Consider the following 25,664-nt stretch of genomic DNA (forward strand, 5'->3'; position numbering starts at 1 on the left):
CATGGTGAGAATCCGTGTGCATGTGCATGCAGGGTTCGCGGGCTGTGGCGGGTAGGTAGTGGGACAGGACTGCTGGCGATGGGAGTGCCAAGCCCAGCCCAGCCCCGCCCCCGGTACTCCTCTCGTATCTTCCGTCGGATATGGGCTTCCAGAGTTAGGTTTGCCTCGGGAAGTCCAGCAAACTTCGACAGACTTGGAGTTACTGTCTTGGACTTGCCAGCAGTCTGGCACTGCACTGTATCGGGTCAGTCTCGGAACCGACCCGACCCGACCCGACTGGTCACCAGACTGGGTTCGATTACTGCTTGGTTGCTTGGCTTGGGGCGGGCTGACCGCCATCGTAGGACTACGGCAAAATCGTTCTGTTCTCGCCTGTTTCCTATATACTTTGAGGGTCGCCCACGAATTAACACTACTGATTAGAAATCTTAGAGTGGTCATCGAAGTTGGATTTGGATAGTCGCCCGGTTGTCGGATTCATCCTATCCTGTCCTGCGGCTCAAGCCGCAGGGATTCTCCTCGAATATCTATAATACGTTATTTCGTCAAATGATACCGTGTCAATCGATATCAAAAGGATTCAAAATTAGTTGTTATCAGGTGAGATCATGACGAGGTTCGATTTATCAACAAGATTATTTAATCGATTTGTTGATTGTGTGTCAAACTGCCGCTGACAGCGTTGTGTCCATGGTGTATCTGTTGTTAGACCTTCTGTAAGCGATTGAGGATATGATGCAGATGTTGAAGTCTCAGCAGTAGTGTATGTTGATGATTCAGCTTGATTCTGTGTTGTCGTGCGTGGATTCGTGCTCATGAGTTAAATTGAATTTGAGTTGGTTTTTGATTGTGTGATATGATGCGACGCAACATCATGGCATACGACATCGGTGAAAGATAGCTGCATGGTGATGCATGCTACGGAAAATAGATTATAACGGCACGCGTACGATACTCATATTCAATAATATTACAGGGTGTGTAATAAACCTTAATGATTTATTGTGTAATGCATCATTGTATCATGCATCATGGTGAAACTCATCACTGCGTTCACGAGCGGCAGCAACAAGTAATGGAAGTGTAATTGTTGCATCTCCCAGTACCGTAGCGTTTGCCGCTGACCGTTCTAATTTCCCCCAAGATCGTGCCTCATCTAGTGTCGCTCCTGAGAGTCCACCAGTCGCATCCGAATCCATTGTCAACTGCACGCCATACTCATATGCACCAGGAATCGTGAGCATCGTCTGAAGAACGTAGTTCTTTGGCACACCCCCACCGACAACGACAGCACCAGCATGCTCAGCGTCAAATGCACGGTCAGAAAGATGTGTCATATCACCAAGTGCGTCAAGACCAAATGATGAGGTCTGTGAGTATACCCATGCTTGGATTCCCAAAACTGAGTCCTGAATTGCAGGGCAATATATGGGAACATCATGATTGTATGCTGCCGCAGCAATGCCTGGATCCTCATCGATATCTTTTTGCGTATTTTCCTCAGCGTTTGCCCGTCCAAGTTCAGCGGTAAATTCTTGAATCGAGATTTGACGTTCTACAGCGGGGAAGACATTCTCTCGGAGATGTGTTTCTAAAAGCGCGAAGTGTTCCTGTGGAAGGTATACATTATAGATTCGATCAACACCTTCCTCGCGCAACTTTTCATCATGTGCACGTGTTCCATCATGAGAATGTGTCTGATCCGAGCTATCTTTATTTTCATAATCTGAATCAGCATCAGATGACGAGTGAACCTGTCCGTGGTGATGTTTTCCACCAACGGCTTCAATCGCATCGTGTGTGAGATTTGCCCCTGTTGTGACAAGGGCGTCAATATGTCCATCGCGAATGAGATCGGTGACAATCTGTCTCATTCCAGCCGGAACCATCGCCCCAGCGAGCCCAAAGAAAATATCAATGTCATCGCGAGCAAGCATTTGCGCATAAATATCAACTGCATTATCCATCGAAGCCGCACCAATCCCCGCATGTCCATACTCGCTTGCGAGCTCCTCAGCCGACATTCCCGATTTTACCTGTGCATGTCGAATCGGATCTGGCTCAAATTCATCACGAGTATGTGTTGGTTCCTCTGTGTTGTCAGTATCTGATTTATTCTGCTCTGTGACATCGTCTGTTGACTGGTCGTCATGTGAATCACTCATATTCTCAAATGAACGACCTGAGTGGTTAGCTTCGGCGGTTCAAATCCGGTGAGATAACCGTTACAATCCGGTTGGATGGCTAATAAACGTCGTCTCGACTCCCCATGATTCAATCATTTCAGCAACACGCTTGACACCGAATGTTTCGGTTGCGTAGTGTCCGGCAAGGAATACTGTAATATCTAATTCCCGAGCTTCATGATATATTTGCTGTTTTCCTTCACCCGTAATGAACGCATCCACATCAGCTGTCGCCGCCTCATCAAGCCAGTCGGCTCCAGAACCAGTAACAATTGCAACACTTTCAATTAGATCAGGACCAAACGGAAGTATCTGTACTGATTGATTGTCTAGTTGAAGACTCTCAAGTCGCTGCTGTACTGTTTCAACATTCACTGGATCCTCAAAGTGACCCTGGCACCCAATTGTCACCGAATTAAGCTCTCCAAAAGGTGTTTGTGAATCAGGATTCAGGTTAATGTAGTCGGCAAGACCGACTGCATTTCCGAGTTGATGATGCCCATCAAGTGGAAGATGTGAGACATATAAATCAATGTCAGCGCTCATAAGTGACGCAATCTGTGCATACTCACGTCCTGTTATGCGGTCTATCCCACCCCAGCTGATTCCGTGGTGAGTGATGAGCAGATCAACTCCACGTTCAATGGCAGTATCAATGGTTGCCATCGCAGCATCAACAGCAACGGCAACTGTATCAACCTTGTTTTCAGTGGTACCAACTTGTAGTCCATTCATACTGGCATCAACATTGGCGTACACTGCTGTATCAAGGCGATCATCTAGACGGGTGATGAGTGTTTCTTCATCCATGTCTGATTGTTCAATGAGCTCTAGTATTGTATATTTGGACATGCTCAAGCTACCTATGTGACCGGATAATATCCGACATGGACTTCTGGATTAAGTGCTAGCAGATTAAGCGAATAGTATTTATTCCGTATTCAACCGTGGCTTTCCATCTTACATACTGTATAACTCTATCGTGGGCTGCATTGATACTGTGCTGACATATCTCATCAACTATCCAATAAATGGTGGTGTGGCTGTTGGAAGTGAAACAAGCCAGAGGCTGACGATTGTGTATCCCATCATGACGAAGATGAAGGGATACTGACTGCGGATTGCTTGTAATCGACTTGGAAAGAGTTGATACGCTGTTGAATGTGCAACCCAGATTGCAACAAGATGTCCGGCAAGGATAAATACAATATTGATAGCCGAAATCCAGGCTGGCAGCGTCAATATTGCTGGATTTGACGGTGGTGAAAATGGTGAAATGACAGCACCAAACAACGATGGTGATAGTGACAAAAGAAACCCAACATAGTGTGCAAGGTGATAGCCAACAGCGATAGCGATAAGTGATGGAGCGAATGCAACAGTGAGATCAGTAGCCGACCACGTTGTGAGTAACCGATCCGCTGCAATGCGACCAGCAAACAAAAATGCAGCATAGAACAATATAAATCCACCAATAAAGAGACAAAGATACGTAATCACCGACGGGATACCACTTGCGACAATAGCTCGAATCACCGCACCACCTTGTGTTGTTGTTACAAACCCACTGAATGTGAGCTCCCACACAAGCATCACAGCAACCGCGATATCCGAGCGATCTTCGATAAGTGGTGAGATTTGATCTGTCGAGGATTCACTCAATGATGGTACTGCATCGTTATCTCTTGATTGCGATTGTGACTGCGGGTGCGCTGTTGTTTCAATCGAACCCAGTTGGTTCTCTCCACCGTCGGTGGTAGCATTTGATGATAGTGATTGAGCGTTCTTTGTAGCTGTTGGGTCAATTCGGCTGTTTCCGATAAGAGTCATCGCAGGAATGCTGATTTGAACCTGTCCATTGCTCCAGTTGAAAGGTGCCGCCTGTGAATAGAATCTGAAGAACACCGACACAGGATCGATATTCCGGAACCATGCCTCCCGAAAGATGATAGCACCAATGATGCTCACAATAAGATATCCACCGATAACAAGTGCTAGCAACGTTGGACGGGTGGTAATGGCAGTTGTTGTTTCAATCCAGATTAATATAAAAAGTCCAAATAGCGCCGGCCATCGATCAAACTGAGAGGGATATGAGACTGAACTAACAGTGGTTGGAATCACTGTAGCAATACTATGTGCTGGATTAAGTATCATCCAGACGTTTCCAAATACGTATGATGTGATCGTAATTCCTGCACGAAACCCAGCGAAAATAATAATAATAGCGACATTCACCGTCGGAATCTGTGGTCCAGTCAGCCCACGGATAATGATAATTGCCGCAAGAGAAACACCAATAACCGCTCCAAATCGGCGTCCCCAATCATAGACAGGGCGCCATACTGAGAACGTGCTATTCCATGTATGGATTCGATTAAGTAACCGTCTGTCTGTAATAAATCCAGCAAGAAGCGCAGATGCACCAATCGCAGCCCCACCAGTGGCAACATATAGCCACCGCGGGATCGAGAGTGCATTTTCCGATGCCTCCGATAGTCCGACTGCTGCATTACTTGCTGCTACCTCCCCAGTGAATATACCGATAACTGAGAGTATAAGTATGAAACTAACAATGAGACAGGCTCGCGAACGTGCGAATACAGACCGTTTAACTGCGAATATATCGCTATACTGTTTCCATGCCATTCTATCGGTTTTACTCGTGGGACCTGGACTAATGCCAGATTGACGCATATTGACTGAGCGACTATTGATGTGCATTGACGAACAGTTGCCATTATCTGATGAAGAGCGCTCAAACGTATAGCGGTACCCAGACGGGTTATTGGAAGCGGGTATGCACCAGCCCACTACGGTATCTTTCGATGAACATGAATCGGTCCTACCCGTTTGAGCTTGATCATTAGGACGCATAAAGTACATATAAAAACAAAAATCCGAAGTACAACACGACTAACACGCCAAGCGCACGGATACGAAATGAACGAATTGCAGCTTCTTCTGTACTATATGCCTCACGATACGCATTTTGTTCGTCTTTCGTCATCACCGCTGGATGTCGAATGCCACGATGTAGAATATGATTATCCGCTGTATAGAAGTGTCGTCCACAGACATCACAAATATATTTCGAGTCTGGAGCATCCTGTGACATAATTACTTTATTTGAAGCGGTAGTGAAACAGGATCCATATTCATAAACGCGGTTTCATATCCATCATGTCGGGCAATCTGTGGTGGTATTGTTGTTTTGATTTCAAGCATGAGTTCATCTGATAGCTGAGTGAGATTAGGGATTGATGCCCCATAATGATACCCAAGATCCGGATCAAGTGTCCGTGTCAGCGTCTTTGTAGTAATTGACGCCTCATTTTGTGAGATCGTTGTTTCCAGTTGCATCATTGGAAGTATAATATTATTATATGGAGTCCGAGCAGAGACAATGAGATATGGAGTCTCAGTGTCTCTCTCAGATCTTTCTTGAGTCATCACGAACACTTCAAGATGTGCATCATCGGTGACAACGGTTCCTGCATGATGACCCGGAAACGCATCGATAGATGGAGCCTGTCCGATCGGGACGCCACTCATTGATACCGGGTCAATTGCGCCAGGTGTTCCTCCATCTTTGGGCTCTTCAATCGATATATCGTATAATTTATCAATCGTAAATGTAAATGGAATTATCGCTGTTGTGGCTGATTCGAACGCATCTGCAAATGAACCACTCCGATAAAATGACATCCCGCCGATACTGATCTGTGCGGTATACTCACCTTCTCCATTTAAACTGTAATTTGACCCATAGTGAAGTCCCATTTGTTGTGAGATCATGGGATATGCAACTTCTTGAGTGATCAGTTCGCCGTCGCGTCGAACACTGATCGTTACGCCCGAATCGATTGGGAGTGGTTGGTTACTTTTTTTATCCCAAAGGGCAGCCATCAAATGGATATCATCATCTGGCTCAACTGGTGTTTTTTGATTTTCTTGACCGGCAAGGGTCCAAAATCGATGTGGATATGAGTACATCAATGCAACACCATAGCGACCAGCAGTTGTTTGACCATACATACCCATTCCCTCGGTTATTGCTGGAATGTATACACCATCTGGACGATCCGACGCTAATGGTGGATCTCGCCAAGCTGACCTCCTCTCAAAACCAATTTGCTGGAGACATCCAGTAGAACCTGCCAATGCCAGCGACGTCACACTTGCGAGTAGACCACGCCGGGTAAATGATGATGACATTGTCTTATATTTGCAATACTCCGAGGAGCCGAATTATCCTTCCGAAATTTGAGTGTGACCACTACATTTGTCATTCATCGCATATGAAAAAGCGAGTGTTCTTCTGATGACTGTAGGAGTGCGTTGTAGCCTACAAGAATGAGTCAATGTGTTCTGCGACCTCCTCAGGGGTATCGCCAACTGGGACCCCAGCGTCAGTGAGTGCATTTATTTTTGATTCAGCCGTTCCGGTGCCTGAGCCTGAAACGATTGCTCCTGCATGACCCATTCGTTTTCCTGGCGGCGCAGTCCGTCCAGCAATGAATCCTGCAACTGGCGTATCCATCTCTTTGGTAATGAACGCGGCAGCTTGTTCTTCATCTTCACCGCCGATTTCACCACACATCACGACAGCTTCTGTTTGAGGGTCTGATTCAAACGCATCAAGCGTATCAATAAATGATGTACCAACAATCGGGTCACCGCCAATGCCGATTGCCGTTGTCTGTCCTATATTTCGATCGGTGAGATTTGAGACGACTTGGTAGGTTAATGTTCCTGAACGAGAAACTAATCCGACATTTCCTGGTTCAAATATATTGCCGGGGAGAATGCCGAGTTTGGCTTCACCAGGGGTGATGATTCCGGGACAGTTCGGTCCAATAAGCTGTGTGTCGACCTCTGCAAGTCGTTTGTTTACCTTCGCCATATCTTGGGTTGGGATTCCCTCTGTGATAGCAACAACAAGATCAAGATTAGCGTCAAGTGCCTCAAAAATAGCATCACTTGCAAACTTTGGAGGGACAAAGACGACTGCCGCATCCGCATCCTCAGTCCTAGCAGCCGCATCAACCGTATCGTAAACAGGTACACCGTTGACCTCATCGCCACCTCGACCTGGGACTGCACCAGCAACGATGTTTGTTCCGTACGCAATCATTTCATCGGTGTGGAAATTCCCTTCACCGCCGGTTATACCCTGTACAACAACACGTGTCTCATTATCAACAAAAATACTCATCAGTGAATCTCCTGTGCATTCATTACTGCTTGCTCAACCGCATCCGCAAGTGTCGCTTCAACCTCAATATGATCGGTGTTTAGAATCTCCATGCCTTCCTCAGCGTTTGTTCCAGCGAGTCGAACAACAACGTCTTTTGGAATTGTTTCAAATTTTTCGAGTGCTTCATTAATACCTGTCGCGACTTCATCACCTCGTGTGATTCCACCAAAAATGTTGAATACAATAGCATCAACATTATTATCGCTAAACACCATATCAAGTGCGTTTGCAACGCGTTCGGCTTTTGCGCCCCCGCCAATATCAAGAAAGTTCGCTGGAGTTCCACCATAATAATCAACCAAATCTAGCGTCGTCATCACAAGTCCAGCTCCATTCCCAATAATTCCGACATTGCCATCAAGTCGGACATAGTCAAATCCATACTCGTCTGCTTTTAGTTCAAGATCATCACCAGCAGTGATATCTTCCATATCAGCGAGCTTTGATTGTCGGAAAAGCGCATCTTCGTCAATATTCATTACCGCGTCAGCCGCAACAACATCCCGATCAGCCGTGATCATGACAGGATTAATCTCAATTTCAGACGCGTCTGCAGACTCATACTGTGCATACAATATTGAAACGATTTCAGCAACATCTAACGCAACATCATCAGGGACACCAGCATCAAAGACCACACGCCGAGCTTGGTATGGGTGGAGACCAAATGCAGGGTCAATATGCTCGCGGGCGATTGCGCTTGGTGTCTCTGTAGCGACTGACTCAATATCTACACCGCCCTTACTCGAAACCATCGCAACGGGCTTGCCGCTGCTGCGGTCCATGGTGATGCCAATGTATAATTCATCTTCAAAATCAACGCAAGCTTCAATGAGGACACTATTGACAGTATATCCTTTAATTTCCATCCCAAGAATTTCTTTTGTATACGTTTTCGCCTCCTGTCTGTCAGTTGCAAGTTTGATTCCGCCGGCTTTTCCACGACCTCCAACATGTACTTGTGCTTTAATTGCGACGGGGTATCCGATATCTTCGGTCGCTGTCAGAGCCTCATCGGGTGACGTTGCACGTCGCGAGTCAGGCACCGGGATTCCAGCATCAGCAAACAGTTCTTTTGCTTGGTATTCGTGTAAGCGCATCGTCTCCCTGACTGGAGGGAATTGGTATAAATCCTGTTCATCTCCAATCGGTATTAACCAGATATGGTTTCAGACCGGTGATTCAACCACGCATACAGAACTGCCTCCCCCGATTGCTTTGGTTGGATAATCGGGTAATAGCGTGAAGGGCTGTTCGAATCACGAACCAGTTTCATCCCGCTCTTAGTAGATTCATATTCAACTCTCACACCATATCAAATGCTTCGTTGTAAGTAGCCAGGACCTGTTGGATTAACTCAAATATTCCGGAACTAAGGGAGTAATTCTTCATTCCAATACACAGTTTGGAGACAGAACTGCTATTCTTGAGCTCCACCACAACTATCATCGACACAAGTGATCCGAACTGACTCATGCAACTAGATTGTGTTTGCCCGGCATGCTGTTATTGGGCGGCAAGAATAGTGCATGAACAGAGCCGAGGTTGATGCAGACGACTTAGAGTTACTAATCAAACGCACCACTGGTGACACAATTGAAGAGCGATTAAGACATAACGCATATTACAATATCCTCCCAGCATGGTACCCCTGGCAGGACGCCGAAAGTGACCCTGCTGAGAGTCAAAAATAAATATTTGAGTGCGTCGTATAGAACGTCGCAAATGATAGCGTATCAACGACCCGCGACGGATCACTGCCATCTACAAACAATGAGAGTAATGATACTAATGATATATATACTCTTGTGGCTGCCGGTAAGAGTTCTGAGTGTCCTAAATGCGGGCGTATGTCATTATACTACTCTGAGGGATGTAAGACGTATGAGTCACGTGGGTATGTTCTGAGTGTTGAACTCGATTGCAACTCACGATAATATCGAAGGCGATATCCTCAATTCGTCGGGCTGAGTCGTTTAACCCAACCATCCTTTGTTTGCTGCTGCTCATGTATCAAATAAGAAATTGTTGAGATACGGCTGAGAGAATTACAGAATTTTCAATCCAATGATATAGAACTGCTCACATTCAGTACCGTACATTATACTTATATTTGATAGATTCGATTTCGTATATTTGGCGACAAGTCTACCCTAATTGATGAGAATATCATAGAAATTAATAATGAAACAGTTCACCTGTGTCGATATATTCTTGAGGTATAGCCTCAGAGATATATGTATGTCTTCTGATAGTCGAAAAAGCATCGTCTCACAGCAGGGATATCCATCTCTGTGTTGTGAGATAGCGATGGTTCATCGCCACTACAAGTATGCTTGCCCTGAATATGGTGTCGGTTATGATTGTAGTGATAGGTTTTGGCGATAAGTATACCAATGGTAATGACTCTTGTTTCGAAATATATGTCAGTGAATGATTGCTTTATGAGCAGGAATACCGTGATCAATGTAGACCTATCAGGCAATAAATTTGTTATCGATGAATAATTTTCACAGTGACACAGGATTTGATTTTGACTCGGCACTAAGTGTTATGTCGCTCGGGTGCCTAGGTACAACGACGAATGAGTGGTCGGACGACCTGTCGAAATATGCAAGCGCGTGACCCGTAATAATGGTCAGACACGAACAGATCGAACGGAGTAAGACGATTCAAAAGCGCACAGGGAAGACGTTTCACCTCGCGACACGAGTGCTCCCAGAGCGGGTTCGACATGCCACATATGTTCTGTACGCGTTCTTTCGAGTTGCAGATGAGGTAGTCGATGCTGCTGATGCTGCTCCTCCACCGCAGCAGCGCGAACGTCTGGCAGAACTTCGACGGCAGGCACTTGGTGAGGAGTCAACAGACGATCCAGTGCTTTCAGCATTTGCTGAACTGTGTGAAAGGTATAATATTCCAAATGAAGACGTGAATGTCTTTATTGACGCGATGCTGGCAGACGTCGATACTGACCAGTATGAGACATACGACGATCTTGAAGCCTACATGGATGGGTCTGCTGCGGCTGTCGGACGTATGATGACGGCAATTATGGACACTGACGATGCCGAGACAGCACTTCCACACGCAACAGCACTTGGTGAGGCATTCCAAATGTCGAATTTTCTCCGAGATGTGGGCGAGGATGTCAAAGAGCGTAATCGAGTCTACCTACCACAGGAAACGCTACGTCAATATGATGTATCCACATCACAGATTTTGAATCTTGAATTTGACGACAGTGTCCGAGCAGTGATACAACATGAACAACAGCGTACAGAGGCGCTCTATCGCGAGGGTGTGAAAGGGATTCAATATCTCCCAGAAGATTGCCAGTTTGCTGTATTACTGGCAGCAGTATTATATGCAGACCACCACCGTGCTATCGAACGTGCTGATTACGATGTTCTCTCCAGAACACCATCATTGTCAACGCCACGCAAGATCTGGTTGTTATTGAAAACGCGGGTTCATTGGGCAATAACACCCGATCCTGTTTCCGTTTTTCAAAAAGTGAGTGTGGTGCCGTATCCTGACGAACATGAGGATATCGATGAGGCAGACCCAGATGCGCGTCGTGACCGCGAGCGTAGTCGTGGCTGGTCAATTGGTACCGAATTTGTTACTCAGCGTTTCTCAAGTCTCGTGCGACATTTTACACGCGGTGAGTGACCGAGATTTAACCAGTAACTACTGAATACGATCGTTAAAGAAACCCAGCGGTCGAGAAAACACATAGTCTTGAGCCCTCTTTCGTAGAATTGACTTTATTCAACAGTATCGAAAGTTAGTGATGTGAATATATTTATTATATAACTATATCGTATTGAGATGCGGTATGCAGTGTGAATTTTGGGGGCAAGCCCCGAAGCACTCACCTTGCTTATGTGTAGATCCAACTCACACATTGAAGATTAGGATGGGCTCAGAAGTTTGGTGTCAAACCGTTCTGCTCGAAGAAGACCAATGGCAAACATAACTGCAAATGCAGTTGGAATATAATTGCCAAACCATGCATTGATTCCACCCCAGAGAATGATGAATGAGACAAGATCATCAAGCATGAATGCACACTCATCAACGCGCTGTAAAAGACCATGACGATCATATCCAAGGTCAAGTGCGAGCACGGCAATCGTTGCAGAGAGGACCCATCCAGCATAGTTTGATACTGGAACGTTATAGAAAATACCACCATCTGGATACACCCAAAATCCAAGCGCAACAGCGCCTGGATCAAGGATTATGTCCATCATCAATACAGTAGCAATGACTGTCAAAAGTCTGAAAAGTGTATGTTTAACTCGTGTCTCAAGGAGTAGAATGCAGAGGAGGTATGCATTCATTACAAGCGGAACAAAAAACACAGGAAGACCAAGTGGAACACCAGCAATGACTGGACCGAGGTCAACGCCATAGAAGAATTCACCATATGGGAATCCTGTATGTACACCAATATACTCGATTGCATACGCATATACAGTCAATGCACCGACAGACACTGCTGCACGTCGGTCTGTTAGTGGAAGCGCCGCAATAATAAGTGGTGACCGCATGACAATCGTTCCAAGTAGGATCAACAGCCCATTGAATGCAAGCGGCTCTGGAAGCCATCCTTCAGCACTTGCAAGAAGAAGAACAATCCCATTGAGTGGGAAGAATATCGAAATCGTGAATCGATTTTCTCGAATAAGTTGATCGAGTCGGGTTTCCCAGTCAACTCGACTGCGTGGTATCTGGTCAAGGCGTTGAGAGCCTTCAGCCATAGAGGAGCCTCCAAAGAGCACCCATAGTAAGAAGCATTCCAACGACCGTATTCACAGCCGGATACCACCAATATGCTCGATCAACAGCGATATCAGACCAATAGATTGCAAAAACAATTACTGGGTATGCGAGTAACAGGAGCGCAATGCGGTTATCTAAGAATGCAAAAGAGACTGCAGCCGCAAGCCAACAACAAAGACAGTACGCATAGACACGAGGTTCACCGAGAAATGTCGCTGCTGTCTGAATACCAGCTTCACGATCAGGCTCGATATCTGGAATTGCCGAAAAGGTGTGCATACCCATTGTCCAAAACCATCCACCAGCAACGGCTACAAGCGGTGGCTGGGTCCCAGTCACCATCGCATATGCGGCTGCACCCGGAAGTATATATAGTCCATTTGACAGTGAATCAAGGATTGGGGTTGTCTTAAATCGTAATGGTGGTGCAGAGTATTGAAAGCCGAGGATGAAGAATCCAATCAGGTATGGCCATGCCACTCGGGGAGAAATAATGAACATCACGATACCGAGAGCGGTTGTCACGACAACACTCGCTGCTACAACTGGGTCGCCTTGCCAGCGAGTTTCCCTACCCTCTTTTTTTGGGTTAGCGACATCGATATTGGCATCAAACACGTCATTGACGCCATATAAAAATACATTCGCAGGAAACAGGAAATAAGCGAAGAGCACAATATTTTCTATTAAGAAAAGCTCTGAAACAGATGTTGCTCCAAAGGCGACAGCAACGACGATTGGTCCAGCAAGATAGAGCCAGAATCGAGGTCGCGAAAGGATTAATAAATACCAGACGCGTCCAAGCACGTCGCGATTGGGTGTGTCTGTATCGATATCTGTCTGCACGGTTGATTCAGTCCATTAAGCTACCTGATCTGCCATTTTTTCAGCAGTCAATTGCCCGCTGATGAGACACATTGGAACGCCAATTCCCGGCGTGGTAAATGATCCAGTAAAGTACAGTCCATCGACAGCCGAGGAATGATGTCCAGGGCGAAGAAGTGCCGTTTGTTCAAGGGTATGTGCAAGTCCGAGTGCCGTCCCGGCAGTGCTGTTATACCGCTCTGCAAAGTCATCGACACAGAATGACCGTTCAACAACAATCCGGTCACGCAAGTCAACATCTGTGTGCTCAGCAATATCATCTAAGATGAGATTGCGATACCGTTGTCGTTGCTCCTCAGAGTCATCAAGTCCAGCCGCAATTGGGACGAGTGCGAAAAGATTTGAATGACCATCGGGTGCGACATCATCATCAGTTTGTGAGGGAACACAAAGATAATATGCTGGGTCCGCAGGCCAAGCCGGGTCATCGAATATTTTCTCAAAGTGCTCATCCCAGTCTGTCGGAAGCACAAGAGAATGGTGAGCGAGATCACCAACATCGCCTTCGACGCCAAGATACAGTAAGAATGCTGATGGTGCATATGTCCGTGAATCCCAATAATCAGCGTCATACTGTCGTTTCTCTGGAGGAAGTAGCTCCATTTCTGTATGCCGGTAATCCGCGTTACTCACGACATACTCAGAGTAAAATTCTGCGTCGGTCTTTGTTCGGGTGACAAACGCTCCTTCTTGACCACGAATTTCTGAGACAGGTGCGTTTGTGTGAAATGTAACCCCCAGTTCGTCTGCGAGTTCAACAATGCCGTCCACAACGCCCCCAACTCCATTCTCAGGATAATACACACCCATATTAAAATCAACATGGCTCATTAGGTTGTATAGTGCCGGCGTATTTGTCGGGGCTCCGCCGAGGAACACGAGCGTGTATTGCATAATCTGCTGGAGTTTTGGATGGTCAAAATATCGCTCAACATGGTCCTGCATTGACCCCATCAATGACAACCCGCGGGCGTTCTTCATGACATCTAAATCAACGTAATCGGACAGTTCAGCTCGGTCCTCATATACGAAGTGTTCCATTCCAACTTCGTAATTTTTCTTTGATTTTTCAAGATACTCATCAAAGCGATCACCGGCACCGGGCTCATATGATTCGAATACCTCTCGATTCTGTTCACGGTCAGGAACCATCTCAACGCGGTCACCGTCTTTAAAGAAGATGCGATAATGAGGATCAAGCCGGGTCAGCTCATAATATTCACTCGGTTCACGATCGAAGTAATTGAAAAATCGCTCAAAGACATCAGGCATCAGGTACCACGATGGACCCATATCGAATTTGAATCCATCAACTTCAAGTCGGCTTGCGCGTCCGCCGAGTTGTTCGTTCTTTTCAAGAACCGTGACATCCGCACCTGCATCAGCGAGATAGCAAGCCGTAGAAAGTCCACCAAAGCCACCACCGATGACGACGACAGATGACCCGTCGGCGTCACTCAGATCTGAGACTGTATTCATATACATTGGTAAGACCGTCAGAGCAATAAAACGACTGACTATCAAAGCATATCTGTCCATAATAGGAATTAGGTAATGATTACACGTGTCACTGAGTTTACGCTGATTATGCCTAGTTTTAACGACAAAGATTGACAATACTAGGATTTTCTAGTGAAGAGTGTGATTCTTTTCTTAAGCATCTCAGGAGTGAATTCTGTGGCATCTCAGTGAACTGACTCGGGGTCAATCCCCATGGTATTCGCCTCGGTTTTCTGTAAAATTACTATCGTATCGAAAGCATGAGATTTGACAGAAGAATTAGTACATAGAACATTTTTTACCATCGCAAAGGGTAAGTCTCGAAATGACGACATACGTCCTTGCAACAGACCACGTTGATACAAGTGCACGATTATGTGATTATCTTATATCCCGTTTGGAAGATTCTGATACGGTACATGCGGTTAATTCACTTTACGGTAGTGATAAAACAGAATCCCAGGAGATACGGGATGGTAAAGAAGCACTATCGGTTATCAGGTCACGACTTGGTGCAATAGCCACTATCGAAACCCGTCAGTTTGTCAGAGGAAATGACCCTGATGAAGATGTTCTTGTGCACGCTGAAGACGTCGATGCCGATGAGCTTGTTATCGGTGTGAAAAAACGAACACCGACAGCAAAAGTTGTTTTTGGATCAGCTGCACAGTCCATTTTATTACAAACTGATCGACCAACTGCTGTTGTACCACTCACGGATATTGAATCATAGCGACTGAGTCTTGTCATGTAGTATATGACACTAAGGAAGCTAGATCATATCATGCGTGAATCGCTTGTGATCAAGACACGAGTTTGAGCTTTTGAGCACGATGACCAACGATCCACATATCTTTATTTTACGTTTCTAGTAGGCACACAATCAGTATTGCTGACAAGTCTATTCTAGTCTAATCTAGTCCGTATCGGTAACGTTTACGTCAAGATTCGATGACAAAAATGCATCAATATGTGCAACAACGGTGTCAGCAGCAGGTTGATTGCATAACTCGGCATGGCTAAAAGAAAGCTCGATAGTGGTTGCATTGGGCATATCATCAGTCATTGATGAAATTGGTTTGATTAAATCACCTGATTCACTTGTTTTGTCTATAAGTACTGTTGGAACGGTTACTGGTGATTTGACAGCATCACGTGAGAGAGCAAGAAATGACCGTGCTGGAGTTGAGATATCCTCGGCGTTTCTTTGTGACTGGGCTATTGAATTAGACGGATACGATGCTGGCGCATCGATCAGTGCAAACTCGTTAGTATCGTAGACAGGAACTGTGTGTGGGCTAGTGAGTAATGATTGAACTCGATCACGAATACCTCGAATAAGTCCACGAAGTCGATATCGACGAGAGTGGGAATCGAAAAACGAGCGACCAGATCTGATTGGCGTTATTCCAATCATAGCGTCGACATCACTATTATTCGCAGCAACAGATGCTGCAACACCGCAGCCAAGATCAACTCCACATAAGATCAGCCGAGTGGTATCAACATCTGCCCGGGCACGAAGTCCGGCAAGAGCTGCCTCCCAATCATCACGTTGCGCTGCGGGATCAATATGATTTCGTGGGGTGCCGTCGCTTTCGCCCATGTGTCGAACATCAAAATGAAAGAGCGCATATCCAGCATTAGCAAGACGTTCAGCGTACAAACTAGAAATAATAGAACTTCTGCCAGGGAGACCACTCGCGGTGACAATTAATGCCGGGTCATTCGGACAGTCAGGTCGATATAGTGTGCCACGACATGCAACCTCCTCGCTAATAAAACTCATCGCAACTGTCGAGAACATGTATCGAGATGGTGTCGTTACCGAGGACACATCAGCGACATGATGGTATGCTGAGTCAGGTGATGTCACGAATGATAATTCATATTCTGCATCTTGGGTATTGGTATTTATTTGTGGTCACTGACTTGTAGGTATATTAACTCTGATGGCATCAGCCGTGTCGATATCGTGTATGGAAGATTCAATTAAATCAATATCATTATATCAATCTTCATCAAACCATTTAGCGGACATCATATCATTTTCAGTGCTCTTGATTTATTTGTTTCAGTATACTTGTCTCAATCTACGTCGGATCTCACTCATCAGTGTCAATTGTATTAATTGATAACAAGATTCGACGTATCTCTTGACGATTTGATTTTACAAGGAATACGATAACATATGGACTAGCGATGAAGACATCATTAATATCGATTATATCCACATCGATTTTATTTGGTTGAGAATTGCGCCCCAATATTCGAACTCAGATTATCCATGTTAATTGAGGATGCGATAATATTGTTTGGGGTTTGTGCTGAAATGACTTCAACTGTACTCGGCTGATTGCCCGTTCGATTTTTAAATCCATACCAGCGAGATTATCCAATCACCAATATAATTGGATAATATGAGTATCCTCAGACGACTGTATGAATCATCAAGTCGGTCTGTTGCACTCTTCGTTGATGGACCGAATATTCTTCGTGAGAAATTCGACGTCGATCTCGACGATGTGCGAGCAGCAGCAGACCAATTTGGGCGCCCTGCAGTGCGACGACTATATCTCGATGAGCATGCACCATCAGGGCTAATTCAGGCAGCAGAAGCACGAGGATTCGAGATTATCACTACAAGTAGTGACGTCGATGTCCGGTTAAGCGTCGACCTTACGAAGGTTGCTGTGACAAATAGTTCCGACATCATCGCAATCGTCTCTCGAGACGCCGATTTCAAGCCTGCAATTGAGGTGGCAAATAGTCATGATCAACAAACAGTCGTTATATCACCAGGAGTTGATGGACGTTCTGATGCTCTTCGGAACGCAGCAACCACTCAGATAACTCTTGGCGAGCACGACGTGGAGGTAGATGCTAGCATATATAATCAAAGTGAGGATACATATGACGCTGAAGAGACCACTATGACTCGGCAAGAAGCGCAAAATGATAATAGACACATAGAATCGGATGATAATACCGGTGCTCATGGAGACTCAGATACAGGTTCTGAGACAACAGAAGATGCGCCAGCATTCGTTGGATATGATAATTAAGTGCATGCATAGATGATACTCAACATGGAGTCACTGGAGACACCGGTAGTTGATAATCATCTTCATATTGACCCAGAGCAAGGTCGAGGATTTGATGCTGTGAGGGACTTTACCCGAGCTGGGGGAACACATCTTCTTATTGTAAATAAACCATCTTGGCATCTTGGTGTCACCCCAACATGTGGTTCAGATTTTGATGCTGTTTTTGAGAAAACAGTTGATATTGTTGAGACTGCATCAGAGATACTTCCAGGACAAGCATGGCCGGTGTTAGGTGTTCATCCTGGATTGATCTCTCGATTGGTGGATGAGCGATCATATAATCCTGAGACAGCAGCAGAACTGATGTGTGCCGGACTTGACCGCGCAGCGTCGTATGTTCGTGATGACACCGCACTTGCACTGAAGTCAGGACGACCACATTATGATGTTTCTGAGACAGTGTGGGCAGCTTCAAATCGAGTTATGCAGCATGCATTTAGCCTCGGTGGTGAGCTTAATTGTGCTGTTCAACTGCATACAGAGGCGACAAATGATCTCACCGATGTTGCCACATGGGCTGAGGATCGAGGCGTTCCTAAACATCAAGTTGTCAAACATTATGCTGGAGGAACCCTCAGCGGACCGACACCAAGTGTCATGTCAGAGAAAGACAGATTAGAGACTGCGGCAGTTGTGGACGACCCGTTTTTGATGGAGACAGATTTTATTGATGACCCTGATCGACCGGGGGCAGTTCTTGGACCGAAGACTGTGCCTCGGCGTGTTAGATGGCTACAAGAAAATGGATATGAGACCGCAATTAAGCAAGCACACATTGAAGCACCGAAAATGATCTATAGCATAGATACAAAGTCAACGCTTGCTTCAGATTCGTAAGCTATCAATATGACAGAGAATCCGGTTTCGTATCAGCCCCTCCCCCAGAAGATATGAGATAGTTTGATGAGTTGGCTCGTGGGCTCTGGTGTCACCATCTGCATACGACAAGAAAGGTCTTTGAGTACCGGCCGGAATTATGAAGATATGACTGAGGCTGAGGAGACATATTATACCGAAGAACGGTGGCAGAACTGGCTTTCACGTGTCGAAGAAGAAGATCTAGACCCAGAGAATGAGGATTCTGCACGACTACTGTTGAATTTACAAGACGATGCCGCAATCGCTATCGCAAAGATCGTATCAGCATTTGAGGAAGATAATCTTGACCAATCAGCAGCACTTGACGAACTAGAGCGGGTTCGTGAAATCGTATTGGCGGAACCGGAATTTAATGTTGAAGAAACCTCTGAAGATAAAATAATGCTTGTCGATGGTGTTCAGACAAGTCTAATTTGTGTTTTTTATGCTGCAGAGGAGTATATCCATGGGGGAACCGCAGAATCCGCACCATTAGCTGAGTATGTTGAGGCTGCCGCAGATGCTGAAGCTGATGACGATGTTGATGCTGCACTCGGATATTTGGTGCAAGCAGGAACGCGAATCATTGCAGGCGATGAACTCGACGTGACGATTGTCGATGAAATTGAATACGGACTTGTCTCTGAATGGGTTAACGGGCTTGATAGTCTTCAAAGTGCAATGAGTGATCCTGAGGTCGTCGAAGAAGACTAACCGAGAGTGTCGTATCCAGCCTCGGTCGAGCAGTTATTCTCTGTTTTGCATACGCCCATAAAGTGTATATCTGCTGAATAATTTGTTTCGATCATTGTGTGAGATGACCGTAGATAATTTATATTTTATCCAGATATGACGCAATTAGTAGTAAATTATCACACATAATTACTTACATCACGTGACATACCCTAGTTGAGAGATATCAGTTGTGATGTCACGGTTATGCTCAGTATATTTTCGACAGACAACGTATCTATTATCGACAAATCCAAATACCGACGCATTGATACTAAAAATATGTCAGAGACTCCTGTCGGTATTGATGGAATTGAACTATGGAGTGGAAAGCTACGCCTTGACCTTCCGAACACGTTTGCGCCCGTGAGAGATGAAGATCCAGCAAAATATACGAAAGGACTGGGGGTTGAGCATTCTTCACTTCCTGATGTGTATGAAGATATCGTGACGATGGGAGCAAATGCTGCAAAGCAGCTATTAGATCGCAAGGGGCTGACGCCGAATGATATTGGTCGGATTGACGTAGCGACGGAGTCAGCATTTGATAATTCTAAGCCAGTCTCGACGTACATTGCAGGCTGTCTTGAAGAGGTGTATGAAGAGGACTTTCACCATGCAAATAAGGGAGAGCGGAAGTTTGCATGCGTTTCAGGCACTCAGAGCATTGATGATGCGTATAATTGGATCCGCGCTGGGCGTCACCGGGGTCGTGCTGCGTTAGTGATCGCAACAGACACTGCATTGTATGAGCGTGGTGACCCTGGTGAAGCAACACAGGGTGCAGGTGCAGTGGCAATGATCATTGATACGGACCCAGACGTTGTTGCGTTATCAACTGAGCAAGGCTTTGGGAGCGCTGATGAGACAGATTTCCTCAAACCAAACCAGCAGTTCCCGAGTGTTGATGGAAAACGATCCATGCAAGTGTACCTTGCACGGATGCGGGAAGCGCTTCAGGATTATGAATCAGTCGCTGGTGATACTCACCCTGATGACTTTGCTTATGTTCCTTTCCACACGCCGTTCCCAGGAATGGTGCGAAAGGCAGCACTTCTTGGGTTTAGACATATCTCACGGGATACTGATGCCGAATCAGCACTTGCAAGTGAAATCGGAAATCAACCGCGAGAATCGGAATTTGTTTCTAGGGAGGCATATGAGGAAGCGATTCGTGAATATATGGACGAGCTGAAGGAAACAGACACATATCGTGAGTGGTATGATGATGCAATTGATCCAACGGTTGATGTTGCTCGGATGGTTGGAAACTGGTATACAGGTTCAGTACACGTCGCACGTCTTTCAACGCTCATCGCGGCTGCAGACATGAACCGTGATCTTGCCGGCGAAAAGCTTCTTCTTGCATCATATGGGTCAGGTGCACAAGCAGAGATTCACGCCGAAACTGTGCAATCTGGTTGGCGTGAAGCAATCACACCAGTCAATATCGATGAACAACTTGAGGCTCGGTATGATCTCTCATTTGAAGAGTACGAACGCGTTCATGATGTACACAATCATGAAAAAGATATTGAGGTTGAAGCATTTACCACGCCAGAAGCGGAGTTTGTCTTTACGGGATGGGGACGAATGAGCGAACGGCGATATGAATACATCGAGTAAATGTATAGTGAGTTGTCCTGCGTTGTTTGTATCTAGACCCGCTCATCTGTCTAAATGAGACGTTTCGGTTTTAGTATGCATCCAGTCATAAAGAGTAATCCGTACTGCTGTATTGTATTTTATTTCTAATTATTACCAATCGTACGTGAGAAATTATGCCATGTTATACATCAATAATTTAGCTGCCTGATGCATCATAATAGTCGACGGATATCATCAATCATTGCCTCCAGGTCACGGTTCGAAACCGCAAGCGAAAACCCATCAATCGTTGCCAGTGCTGGGGCGTGCTCCCAAAGTTCCGTCTCAGTGACCCCGTGGAGCACAACTGCATTCGGGGTTGGATTGACAACGCGCATTGCTACGAGTGGAGATTCACCGCGTGTAATGCCTGTAAAGACAAGTGCACGCGATGTCGACTGCCCATAAAGTCGATAGAACTCTTCAGATGAAAGACGAGTGATTGCCTCAATACTGTTAATGACTGTGTGACCACTGATTCGGCTATGATCACCACGGACGACTTCGGTCGCACCCATTGCCTCATATAATGTCTCAAGTGGGATTGTTGTTGGATATTCTTGAAGATCTTGCACAATGTCATTTTCAAATCCAGCGGAGATGACACGCGCGTACCGTCGAATACGACCACCACCACGGGCTTCATCAATATCTAACAGCGCTTCAACCATCCGTCGGATAACGCCAATTCCTGGGCTTTCTCTACGTCCGCTTTCATAATCCGAAATTACTGATGAAGACACATCTAATTGATCAGCGAGCGTCGTCTGGGAGATGTCAAAATCAGTACGCCATTTACGTAATGTTGCGCCAGGATCATCGCTAAGTGTAATTTCACCGGCGATTCGACGAGCTAGGTCATCCCGTGGAGTAGCAGTTGTCATCCGAGCGACTCCTTATATACGCTATTCACGTGCATCTGCTAATCATTGCTATCGACTACCGAAAAAGGGTATCGACCATTTGATTTTATCTGATGAAAATAGTTCATATGATATATCATTTAAATATTAATATAATTATATTGATATATTGCGCATAAGGCTGCCAATGAACTACGCCTTCGATAAAGGACGAATGCTCAAGCCTGTCTAAATTAGAAAGACAAATGTGCCATCGACACTCGTTCATATTTCGCTTGGACTATTGCTCGCGGTTGGGGTTCTTGGGAATCAATTTACTGGACGGCACGCAGTAATCATTGCCGGGGCGACAGCATTACCAGATCTTGACGTTGCTCTTGAGGTAGTATTCTCTGGCGCTCATCGCGCTGTTGGACACACATTTGTTTTGCCAGCGTTACTCATACTGGGATTGGTCTGGGAGACACAATGGCGACAACAATCACTACTTCGACAGCGGTATGGAGATTCTGGTGTTGAGATATCATTTCTCGCCGTCGGGTGTATGTTTGCGGCTGGAATTGTCCCTGATCTTGTTGTTGGAGGTGTTAATATATTCTATCCGCTCCATGATGCATTTATTACAGTCGATGGACGGCTACTATATTCAACAGATCGCGGATGGGTGCAGACGTTTATTGAATCATCAACGTCACCAGACTCATCACAGTTACGGACAACAGAAAACTTTGAATTTCGAACTGTGATTGATGCAGAACCGACGCTGGGGACAGACGCTGACTCAGGAGGTGGCGAGTCAGGACAGCCACAGGTTGAGCGAATTTTTCCCGTCGCGATGACAGGATTCCGAGGATGGCTTCTTCCGCTTGCGACAGCTGTGATCTCACTTCGATTATATCGTGCTCGACGTGAGCGCACAGAGCGTGATGCAGTGGCAAATATAACAGAGGGACAGTAAATGGAGATTTAATCACTGAGTAAACATACATTGATTATTTTTCGACAATTGATCAAATCATAATTCATGGAGCCGACTCAAACGAATATTGAATAATGGTAACTTGCCCGCCAGAAGTCTCGATCCGTCCATACGAACAATCTAGTCATGAAGAGAAACTATGGGATTGTAAGCAAGCTTTCGAGCGTGAACTTGGCGCTAAGACGGGAGATTCTGAAAAAGCTGATATATATAACTCAAAATTAACAACGACGTATCATAACCGATGGTTGGAATGGGTTAGTCACTGTGCCGCATTGGACCCTGGGTGCATAGCTGTTGCTACGGTCGATGACTGCACACAGACGCATAGTAGTAATAAAAAAGCAACTGAAGTAGACGGATACGCTGGTTACGCGTTTTTACTTCCGGAGTTATTCGGATTTATCTGGGATGCAGCCGTGCTCAATGAATTATATGTTGTTCCATCCTATCGGGGTGAAGGGGTCGCCGATGCACTGTTTGAGGTTATACTTGCGACTGCACGTGAACAGACTTTGCCAGTCAACCGACTTGTATTAGATGTTGACCCGGAGAATGAGCGTGCTCGTAAGTTCTACGACCGCCATGGATGTAATCGGTGGGGCGAAATGCTCACACGGTCATTATAAATTATCAAGATAGTCGAGTGGAGATTAGAATAAAGATTCTTTCGACCGCCCTGTATCATAATAAGTATGTTTCAACGTTTCCGCGCGAATGGTCCAGCCCTCTTTGTTCCACTCGCGTGGGTTGTCGTTGGTGCCGCACACGTCGGATTCGTATCTTTACAGGCACTTACGATCGCCCATGCCGTGATGGCTATTATGTTGGCTGGTTTCGTTGTGCTCTCTCGGGATGATATGCGCGCAGGTGCCCTTCGGACGTGGTGGATCATCGTTGCGATTGGGTTTGTCATTACAACCACTGGATTGGTCGGGTTACTTTCCACACCACTCAATCGCGGTCTTCTCCATATTGCAATTGGCGGGTGGATGCTCCTTCCTGCGATTGGATTTATTGATACAGGGCGTCGGTCGAATGCAGCACTATTGACGACATTTGGTGCTGCGGTCATTTCCATTGCTGGGATGGTGGTCTATTTTATTAGTGGGAGTGGGAATGAAATGGCTGTAATGATTGCTGGATTAGTGCTTGTCGGAGTTGGTCAAACAATTGGAATTGTCGATGCAGTCATTCGGTATTGAACGTGGACACAGACATAGCCATAGAAAATAGATGAAAGTTCATCATATATACAACATCAACATTAGTTGACCTCTCTCAGGACGATGGTTGACTCCACTCATGAAGTGCCGATCGAATCGTCGAAGCTGATGCATCAAATCCACCACCCTGCGCAAACGATGGTCCGCCACCGCCACCACCACCGTATCTATTCGTGAGCTCATCAATCACTGTGCCGGCATTGACCTCGCTTGCATCATCAGCAGCGATAACAACAAATGGGCGCTCATCAGTACCAACGACGACAACAACAGACCCACGAGGTGTTCCCTCATCATTATTGCCGGATCGCGACTCGATAGCTCGCTTTGCAGCCTCTCCAGCATCGTTTGCGGCAACGGCTATCTCCGTAATAGAGCCAATACGCCAGACTGCAGTGTCGGTCTGTGTCGATTCGAAGTCAGTAATCGCTGAATCAACTATCTTCGCTTCTAGATCATTTACTCGTGAATCAAGCTCATCACGCTCATTACGGAGTGCAGTCGCCCGATCACTCAGTTCAGTGATATTTGTCTCCAACGTCATTGCCGTTTCGCGGAGTGCATGATGTTGTGTTGCTCGCCGATCGATTCCTGTTGGTCCGACAGCAAATTCAACGCGTGTCATCCCCTCTCCCGGGTTTGATCGATCAAGAACTGTAACAGGACCAACTGCATTGGTGTTTGCAACATGTGTGCCACCACATGCAGCTACATCCCATCCATCAATATCAACGAGCCGGACAGAGTCAGCGGAGCTCATTACACCCTCTTCGGTTTTGGTATTGAATGCCACATCCTCACGTGTTGTTGCCTCAGCCGTTGGGACTGTCTCCCATGTTATATCGCGACTTTCCCAGACGGTTTGATTCGTTAGTTGCTCTAATTGAATGAGTGTTTGATCATCAATTGATGTAGTCGTGGTGAAATCAACACGAATTTTTTCAGAATCAATCCCAAATCCACCATAACCAAGCTCATCAAGAATCCGACGACCAGCTCCATAGATAATATGGCTCGCAGTGTGTGCGCGCATACAGTAAGTTCGGAATTCATCATCAATTATACCGGTCACAGTATCGCCGGTATCAAACGTGGGTGTCGATGCGAGCGTATGTTCAATAACATCATTTACCGATTGCACATCCGTCACCTGGATGTCACCAAGTGTTCCGGTATCCGGTGGTTGTCCACCACTTTCATCATAAAAGTATGTATGATCTAATGTAACCGTCTGCTTGTTGAGTTCCGTGACGGTCGCAGTAAACTCACGCACAGTCGGGTCCTCCGGAGCGCGGGTTTGCATATATGACAGTTTGACATCCTCCCCGCCCTAAAGCGCGAGGATTCCACGAAGTGGATCTGCAGGTTGCGCGTTTCCTCGGGCTTGGCAAATACGCGTTCGCGTTTGCGTGTGCGTGTGCGCGACCCCCCGAAGGTTGCCACCGAGTTGTGACCAACGGTGTGCGTTCCAGCGCGTGTAGCTCTGTCACAAGAGCCTTCGTCCTCACATACAGCGAGCATTACACATGACTGGCTATTCTATTCTATTCAACCAGCGAGGTACACGGTTCGACTCGCCCGAAGCGTTAGTCCGTGTGATTGTGATTGTATGGGTGCAGAAAAGACTGTG

The 25,664-nt window shown here is 46.0% G+C and carries 25 protein-coding genes and 1 pseudogene; 11 read left to right on the forward strand and 15 right to left on the reverse strand.

The features are described from left to right. The 9 genes from J07HQW2_RS17955 to sucC form a co-directional block, all read right to left on the reverse strand. On the reverse strand, positions 1 to 236 hold a 236-nt coding region (locus tag J07HQW2_RS17955; protein ID WP_303703994.1), incomplete at its 3' end, for a hypothetical protein. 350 nt (positions 237 to 586) lie between these two features. Further along, entirely contained in the window at positions 587 to 817 is a 231-nt protein-coding gene (locus tag J07HQW2_RS06125; protein ID WP_021054552.1) for a hypothetical protein, read from the reverse strand. A gap of 205 nt (positions 818 to 1,022) precedes the next feature. Further along, positions 1,023 to 2,165, reverse strand: coding sequence for a deoxyhypusine synthase (locus J07HQW2_RS06130; protein ID WP_021054553.1), 1,143 nt, complete (start codon positions 2,163 to 2,165; stop codon positions 1,023 to 1,025). Between the two features lie 60 nt (positions 2,166 to 2,225). After that, positions 2,226 to 2,996 carry a Nif3-like dinuclear metal center hexameric protein gene (locus tag J07HQW2_RS06135; protein WP_048075517.1) on the reverse strand — a complete coding sequence of 257 codons (771 nt, stop codon included), beginning with the start codon at positions 2,994 to 2,996 and terminating at the stop codon, positions 2,226 to 2,228. Positions 2,997 to 3,206: 210 nt separating this feature from the next. Continuing rightward, complete coding sequence (locus tag J07HQW2_RS06140; RefSeq protein ID WP_303703995.1) at positions 3,207 to 4,835, reverse strand: hypothetical protein; 1,629 nt, start codon at positions 4,833 to 4,835, stop codon at positions 3,207 to 3,209. Positions 4,836 to 5,052: 217 nt separating this feature from the next. Beyond that, a complete protein-coding gene (locus J07HQW2_RS06145; protein ID WP_021054556.1) occupies positions 5,053 to 5,304 on the reverse strand; it encodes a hypothetical protein in 252 nt (83 codons plus the stop codon). 2 nt (positions 5,305 to 5,306) lie between these two features. Continuing rightward, positions 5,307 to 6,404, reverse strand: coding sequence for a DUF7350 domain-containing protein (locus J07HQW2_RS06150; RefSeq protein ID WP_021054557.1), 1,098 nt, complete (start codon positions 6,402 to 6,404; stop codon positions 5,307 to 5,309). A gap of 130 nt (positions 6,405 to 6,534) precedes the next feature. Next, a complete protein-coding gene (gene sucD / locus J07HQW2_RS06155; RefSeq protein WP_021054558.1) occupies positions 6,535 to 7,404 on the reverse strand; it encodes a succinate--CoA ligase subunit alpha in 870 nt (289 codons plus the stop codon). Beyond that, complete coding sequence (gene sucC / locus J07HQW2_RS06160) at positions 7,404 to 8,546, reverse strand: ADP-forming succinate--CoA ligase subunit beta (protein WP_021054559.1); 1,143 nt, start codon at positions 8,544 to 8,546, stop codon at positions 7,404 to 7,406. Before sucC ends, sucD begins: the two co-directional genes overlap by 1 nt. Before the next feature lie 429 nt (positions 8,547 to 8,975). Between sucC and J07HQW2_RS17960 the strand changes: the two genes are divergently transcribed. The 3 genes from J07HQW2_RS17960 to J07HQW2_RS06165 all read left to right on the forward strand — a co-directional run bounded on the left by J07HQW2_RS17960 (position 8,976) and on the right by J07HQW2_RS06165 (position 11,121). Continuing rightward, the gene (locus J07HQW2_RS17960) at positions 8,976 to 9,140 is read left to right on the forward strand and encodes a hypothetical protein (protein WP_021054560.1); all 165 of its coding nucleotides are present in this window, start codon (positions 8,976 to 8,978) and stop codon (positions 9,138 to 9,140) included. Positions 9,141 to 9,687: 547 nt separating this feature from the next. Further along, positions 9,688 to 9,834, forward strand: coding sequence for a hypothetical protein (locus tag J07HQW2_RS17965; protein ID WP_303703996.1), 147 nt, complete (start codon positions 9,688 to 9,690; stop codon positions 9,832 to 9,834). A gap of 246 nt (positions 9,835 to 10,080) precedes the next feature. Further along, positions 10,081 to 11,121 carry a phytoene/squalene synthase family protein gene (locus J07HQW2_RS06165; protein ID WP_021054561.1) on the forward strand — a complete coding sequence of 347 codons (1,041 nt, stop codon included), beginning with the start codon at positions 10,081 to 10,083 and terminating at the stop codon, positions 11,119 to 11,121. Between the two features lie 242 nt (positions 11,122 to 11,363). Here the strand turns inward: J07HQW2_RS06165 and cruF are convergent, their stop codons facing one another. Genes cruF through J07HQW2_RS06180 form a run of 3 tightly spaced genes read right to left on the reverse strand, consistent with a single transcriptional unit; the run spans position 11,364 to position 14,601 of the window. Then, a complete protein-coding gene (gene cruF, locus J07HQW2_RS06170) occupies positions 11,364 to 12,215 on the reverse strand; it encodes a bisanhydrobacterioruberin hydratase (RefSeq protein WP_021054562.1) in 852 nt (283 codons plus the stop codon). After that, positions 12,208 to 13,083, reverse strand: a complete 876-nt coding sequence (locus J07HQW2_RS06175) for a prenyltransferase (RefSeq protein WP_021054563.1) — start codon at positions 13,081 to 13,083, stop codon at positions 12,208 to 12,210. Before J07HQW2_RS06175 ends, cruF begins: the two co-directional genes overlap by 8 nt. Positions 13,084 to 13,098: 15 nt before the next feature. Then, positions 13,099 to 14,601 (reverse strand): phytoene desaturase family protein, encoded by a 1,503-nt coding sequence (locus J07HQW2_RS06180; protein ID WP_021054564.1) that lies wholly within the window; start codon positions 14,599 to 14,601, stop codon positions 13,099 to 13,101. A 346-nt stretch (positions 14,602 to 14,947) separates the two neighbouring features. Here J07HQW2_RS06180 and J07HQW2_RS06185 point away from each other — a divergent pair, with 346 nt between their 5' ends. Continuing rightward, the gene (locus J07HQW2_RS06185; RefSeq protein ID WP_021054565.1) at positions 14,948 to 15,355 is read left to right on the forward strand and encodes a universal stress protein; all 408 of its coding nucleotides are present in this window, start codon (positions 14,948 to 14,950) and stop codon (positions 15,353 to 15,355) included. Positions 15,356 to 15,538: 183 nt separating this feature from the next. Here the strand turns inward: J07HQW2_RS06185 and J07HQW2_RS06190 are convergent, their stop codons facing one another. Next, entirely contained in the window at positions 15,539 to 16,411 is an 873-nt protein-coding gene (locus J07HQW2_RS06190; RefSeq protein ID WP_303703997.1) for an alpha/beta hydrolase, read from the reverse strand. Positions 16,412 to 17,042: 631 nt separating this feature from the next. On the opposite strand from J07HQW2_RS06190, the pseudogene J07HQW2_RS06195 reads away from it, so the two are divergent. From J07HQW2_RS06195 to hmgB, 4 genes and pseudogenes are all read left to right on the forward strand, one after another. After that, positions 17,043 to 17,486, forward strand: a pseudogene (locus J07HQW2_RS06195) (NYN domain-containing protein); the annotation flags it as partial. Positions 17,487 to 17,711: 225 nt separating this feature from the next. Next, positions 17,712 to 18,566: a TatD family hydrolase gene (locus J07HQW2_RS06200; protein WP_021054568.1), complete on the forward strand. Its 855-nt coding sequence runs from the start codon at positions 17,712 to 17,714 to the stop codon at positions 18,564 to 18,566. Between the two features lie 147 nt (positions 18,567 to 18,713). Then, positions 18,714 to 19,301, forward strand: coding sequence for a DUF2150 family protein (locus tag J07HQW2_RS06205; RefSeq protein ID WP_021054569.1), 588 nt, complete (start codon positions 18,714 to 18,716; stop codon positions 19,299 to 19,301). A 300-nt stretch (positions 19,302 to 19,601) separates the two neighbouring features. After that, positions 19,602 to 20,945 carry a hydroxymethylglutaryl-CoA synthase gene (gene hmgB / locus J07HQW2_RS06210; protein ID WP_021054570.1) on the forward strand — a complete coding sequence of 448 codons (1,344 nt, stop codon included), beginning with the start codon at positions 19,602 to 19,604 and terminating at the stop codon, positions 20,943 to 20,945. Positions 20,946 to 21,139: 194 nt separating this feature from the next. On the opposite strand, the gene J07HQW2_RS06215 is transcribed toward hmgB, so the two are convergent. Beyond that, positions 21,140 to 21,850: a helix-turn-helix domain-containing protein gene (locus J07HQW2_RS06215; protein ID WP_021054571.1), complete on the reverse strand. Its 711-nt coding sequence runs from the start codon at positions 21,848 to 21,850 to the stop codon at positions 21,140 to 21,142. 226 nt (positions 21,851 to 22,076) lie between these two features. On the opposite strand from J07HQW2_RS06215, the gene J07HQW2_RS06220 reads away from it, so the two are divergent. The 3 genes from J07HQW2_RS06220 (at position 22,077) to J07HQW2_RS06230 (ending at position 24,013) form a co-directional block, all read left to right on the forward strand. Further along, positions 22,077 to 22,787, forward strand: coding sequence for a metal-dependent hydrolase (locus J07HQW2_RS06220; protein ID WP_021054572.1), 711 nt, complete (start codon positions 22,077 to 22,079; stop codon positions 22,785 to 22,787). Between the two features lie 95 nt (positions 22,788 to 22,882). Beyond that, positions 22,883 to 23,437 carry a GNAT family N-acetyltransferase gene (locus J07HQW2_RS06225; protein ID WP_021054573.1) on the forward strand — a complete coding sequence of 185 codons (555 nt, stop codon included), beginning with the start codon at positions 22,883 to 22,885 and terminating at the stop codon, positions 23,435 to 23,437. Between the two features lie 66 nt (positions 23,438 to 23,503). Beyond that, positions 23,504 to 24,013, forward strand: coding sequence for a hypothetical protein (locus J07HQW2_RS06230; RefSeq protein WP_021054574.1), 510 nt, complete (start codon positions 23,504 to 23,506; stop codon positions 24,011 to 24,013). A gap of 76 nt (positions 24,014 to 24,089) precedes the next feature. Here the strand turns inward: J07HQW2_RS06230 and J07HQW2_RS06235 are convergent, their stop codons facing one another. Then, a complete protein-coding gene (locus J07HQW2_RS06235) occupies positions 24,090 to 25,337 on the reverse strand; it encodes a serine-tRNA(Ala) deacylase AlaX (RefSeq protein ID WP_021054575.1) in 1,248 nt (415 codons plus the stop codon). Positions 25,338 to 25,664 lie beyond the last annotated feature (327 nt).

The sequence above is a fragment of the Haloquadratum walsbyi J07HQW2 genome (genome assembly GCF_000415985.1).
GTDB classification, from domain to species: Archaea; Halobacteriota; Halobacteria; order Halobacteriales; family Haloferacaceae; genus Haloquadratum; species Haloquadratum walsbyi_B.

Bases quoted from the DNA above. Each gene is read 5' to 3' on its own strand.
- sucD (WP_021054558.1), bottom strand. From the start codon at position 7,404: ATGAGTATTTTTGTTGATAATGAGACACGTGTTGTTGTACAGGGTATA.
- J07HQW2_RS06140 (WP_303703995.1), bottom strand. From the start codon at position 4,835: ATGGCATGGAAACAGTATAGCGATATATTCGCAGTTAAACGGTCTGTA.
- J07HQW2_RS06145 (WP_021054556.1), bottom strand. From the start codon at position 5,304: ATGTCACAGGATGCTCCAGACTCGAAATATATTTGTGATGTCTGTGGA.
- cruF (WP_021054562.1), bottom strand. From the start codon at position 12,215: ATGGCTGAAGGCTCTCAACGCCTTGACCAGATACCACGCAGTCGAGTT.
- J07HQW2_RS06200 (WP_021054568.1), top strand. From the start codon at position 17,712: ATGGAGTCACTGGAGACACCGGTAGTTGATAATCATCTTCATATTGAC.
- J07HQW2_RS06180 (WP_021054564.1), bottom strand. From the start codon at position 14,601: ATGAATACAGTCTCAGATCTGAGTGACGCCGACGGGTCATCTGTCGTC.
- J07HQW2_RS06230 (WP_021054574.1), top strand. From the start codon at position 23,504: ATGTTTCAACGTTTCCGCGCGAATGGTCCAGCCCTCTTTGTTCCACTC.
- J07HQW2_RS06190 (WP_303703997.1), bottom strand. From the start codon at position 16,411: ATGAGTTTTATTAGCGAGGAGGTTGCATGTCGTGGCACACTATATCGA.
- J07HQW2_RS06150 (WP_021054557.1), bottom strand. From the start codon at position 6,404: ATGTCATCATCATTTACCCGGCGTGGTCTACTCGCAAGTGTGACGTCG.
- J07HQW2_RS06215 (WP_021054571.1), bottom strand. From the start codon at position 21,850: ATGACAACTGCTACTCCACGGGATGACCTAGCTCGTCGAATCGCCGGT.
- J07HQW2_RS17965 (WP_303703996.1), top strand. From the start codon at position 9,688: ATGTCTTCTGATAGTCGAAAAAGCATCGTCTCACAGCAGGGATATCCA.
- J07HQW2_RS06165 (WP_021054561.1), top strand. From the start codon at position 10,081: ATGGTCAGACACGAACAGATCGAACGGAGTAAGACGATTCAAAAGCGC.
- J07HQW2_RS17960 (WP_021054560.1), top strand. From the start codon at position 8,976: ATGAACAGAGCCGAGGTTGATGCAGACGACTTAGAGTTACTAATCAAA.
- hmgB (WP_021054570.1), top strand. From the start codon at position 19,602: ATGTCAGAGACTCCTGTCGGTATTGATGGAATTGAACTATGGAGTGGA.
- J07HQW2_RS06135 (WP_048075517.1), bottom strand. From the start codon at position 2,996: ATGGATGAAGAAACACTCATCACCCGTCTAGATGATCGCCTTGATACA.
- J07HQW2_RS06125 (WP_021054552.1), bottom strand. From the start codon at position 817: ATGAGCACGAATCCACGCACGACAACACAGAATCAAGCTGAATCATCA.
- J07HQW2_RS06225 (WP_021054573.1), top strand. From the start codon at position 22,883: ATGGTAACTTGCCCGCCAGAAGTCTCGATCCGTCCATACGAACAATCT.
- J07HQW2_RS06205 (WP_021054569.1), top strand. From the start codon at position 18,714: ATGACTGAGGCTGAGGAGACATATTATACCGAAGAACGGTGGCAGAAC.
- J07HQW2_RS06235 (WP_021054575.1), bottom strand. From the start codon at position 25,337: ATGCAAACCCGCGCTCCGGAGGACCCGACTGTGCGTGAGTTTACTGCG.
- sucC (WP_021054559.1), bottom strand. From the start codon at position 8,546: ATGCGCTTACACGAATACCAAGCAAAAGAACTGTTTGCTGATGCTGGA.
- J07HQW2_RS06185 (WP_021054565.1), top strand. From the start codon at position 14,948: ATGACGACATACGTCCTTGCAACAGACCACGTTGATACAAGTGCACGA.
- J07HQW2_RS06130 (WP_021054553.1), bottom strand. From the start codon at position 2,165: ATGAGTGATTCACATGACGACCAGTCAACAGACGATGTCACAGAGCAG.